The organism is Lentimicrobium sp. L6, from assembly GCF_013166655.1.
GTDB lineage: Bacteria > Bacteroidota > Bacteroidia > Bacteroidales > UBA12170 > UBA12170.
Genome location: NZ_JABKCA010000165.1, coordinates 1 through 1554 on the forward strand (window position 1 = coordinate 1; position 1554 = coordinate 1554).

Here is a 1554-nt window from a genome sequence, read left to right on the forward strand (position 1 = left end):
AAGTAAATGCTTAGCTCCACGGCTTAGGGCTGAAAACGATGCTTAATTGTTAGCAGCTTTTAATTGTTTTCCAATGGGATAATCCAAGCATTATTTTTTTCATCAATTGTTCCGTTCAATTCCTCCAATACAACTCTTTCAGTTATTGTTAGACCTATTTTGCTCATTTCCTCAAACGTGATTATACCATTATTTGGAAAGTTTTGTCTTGTCCTGTGGATATTAAATCGATTTGAAAATTTTCTGTCAAATGCCTTTTCTATACCTTCTTTTCCAATCATAAAACCAATTAGTCCTCCCCAAGTGGCAGTAGGATTATCAGAATCCCAACCTGCAAGAGTTCCTATTTTTATTGTTTCTTTTAAGTCGCCCTCTCCGTAAAAAAGACTTACTAAACTTGCAGCAAAATTTATTCCTGCTGCAAAACAGCCATTACAATATAAATTTCTTGATGTTATGTTATAGCCGTCTTTTTGGTTAACCTGATATCTGTAGTAAAGTGAATCTCTTGTTTGTTCCCAAGGAATACCAGACTCATATAAGAGTCTAGTATAATCATACATTTTTGCTGGATAGGAATCATTTGGCAGTATTTCTCTTGATTTACTCGACATCCAAAGCAGTTTTTCTTTCATGCTACTATTAGAATTTGTGGCATACACAAGCGAATACATAGACACATAAAATTTTGAAATATCCTCTGCTTCTTGTCTAGCAGTCGTTTGTATAGGCAATTCTGCTATTTTTAATGCTATATCTGGTCTTGTAGGTGCAAATAGTCCAAATATTTCCGTGGTTAATTGGGCATCAATCATATCATAATGTTCATTAAGTTTTGGGTTCCCTGTTTCGGGAGGAAGAACACCAGCTTTCATTAAATCGAATGCTTTTTGATTAGAAACCCATAAATAGTTTTCCTCTTCAGGCTTTATATGTTTTAACCAACCATTTTGTATTTGCTTTGGGGTAAGTATATTAACTTTATTTGTGTATAGAAGATGTTGATACATAAATTCTATGTCTGTATCATCATCCGCGCCCCAAATTTCATCACTGTTTTTAAATACAAAATCTATGGTAGACGATAAATCGCTGGGAACTCCTGCGCCCCAAATACTTGGTTGGTCGGGTTTCCCCCAATCGTCTCTGGTGTAAAAATCGCCTGTTTTTATTTCCCCGAGATTACCAATTTTATCCATTTCTGTAACCAAACCAGACCAGTTAGCAATGCATTGACCTAGCCAGAACCCGTATAATTGGTTTTGGTACTTATCTTTTGAAATACTAATAGTCTGTGTTTTATTCTCAATATGAATAGTTTTTTTTACACTTTTTGAAATGCAAGAATTCAAAAGGATTAAACAAAGTAATATTGAAATAAAGTTTCTCATAATTGCTGCTAACGTTTAGTATAAGAATAGTAGCCGATTGCGGGCTTCTTTCCTGTCAAGTTACAAGAAAGTTGAAGCGGGTTACAACCCCTGAATTTACTACTGAACCGGCTATTATTTTTATACATTGTTGAACTAAACCTCCCCAAAGGGAGGTAGCTTT

Annotated in this window: 1 protein-coding gene; it reads right to left on the reverse strand. The window is 34.8% G+C overall.

Annotated features, from left to right (window positions below):
• Positions 1-59: 59 nt before the first annotated feature.
• Complete coding sequence (locus HNS38_RS20010) at positions 60-1391, reverse strand: ADP-ribosylglycohydrolase family protein (protein WP_172284881.1); 1332 nt, start codon at positions 1389-1391, stop codon at positions 60-62.
• Positions 1392-1554 lie beyond the last annotated feature (163 nt).

Coding starts and splice junctions, on each gene's coding strand:
- HNS38_RS20010 (WP_172284881.1), bottom strand. CDS start 1,391: ATGAGAAACTTTATTTCAATATTACTTTGTTTAATCCTTTTGAATTCT.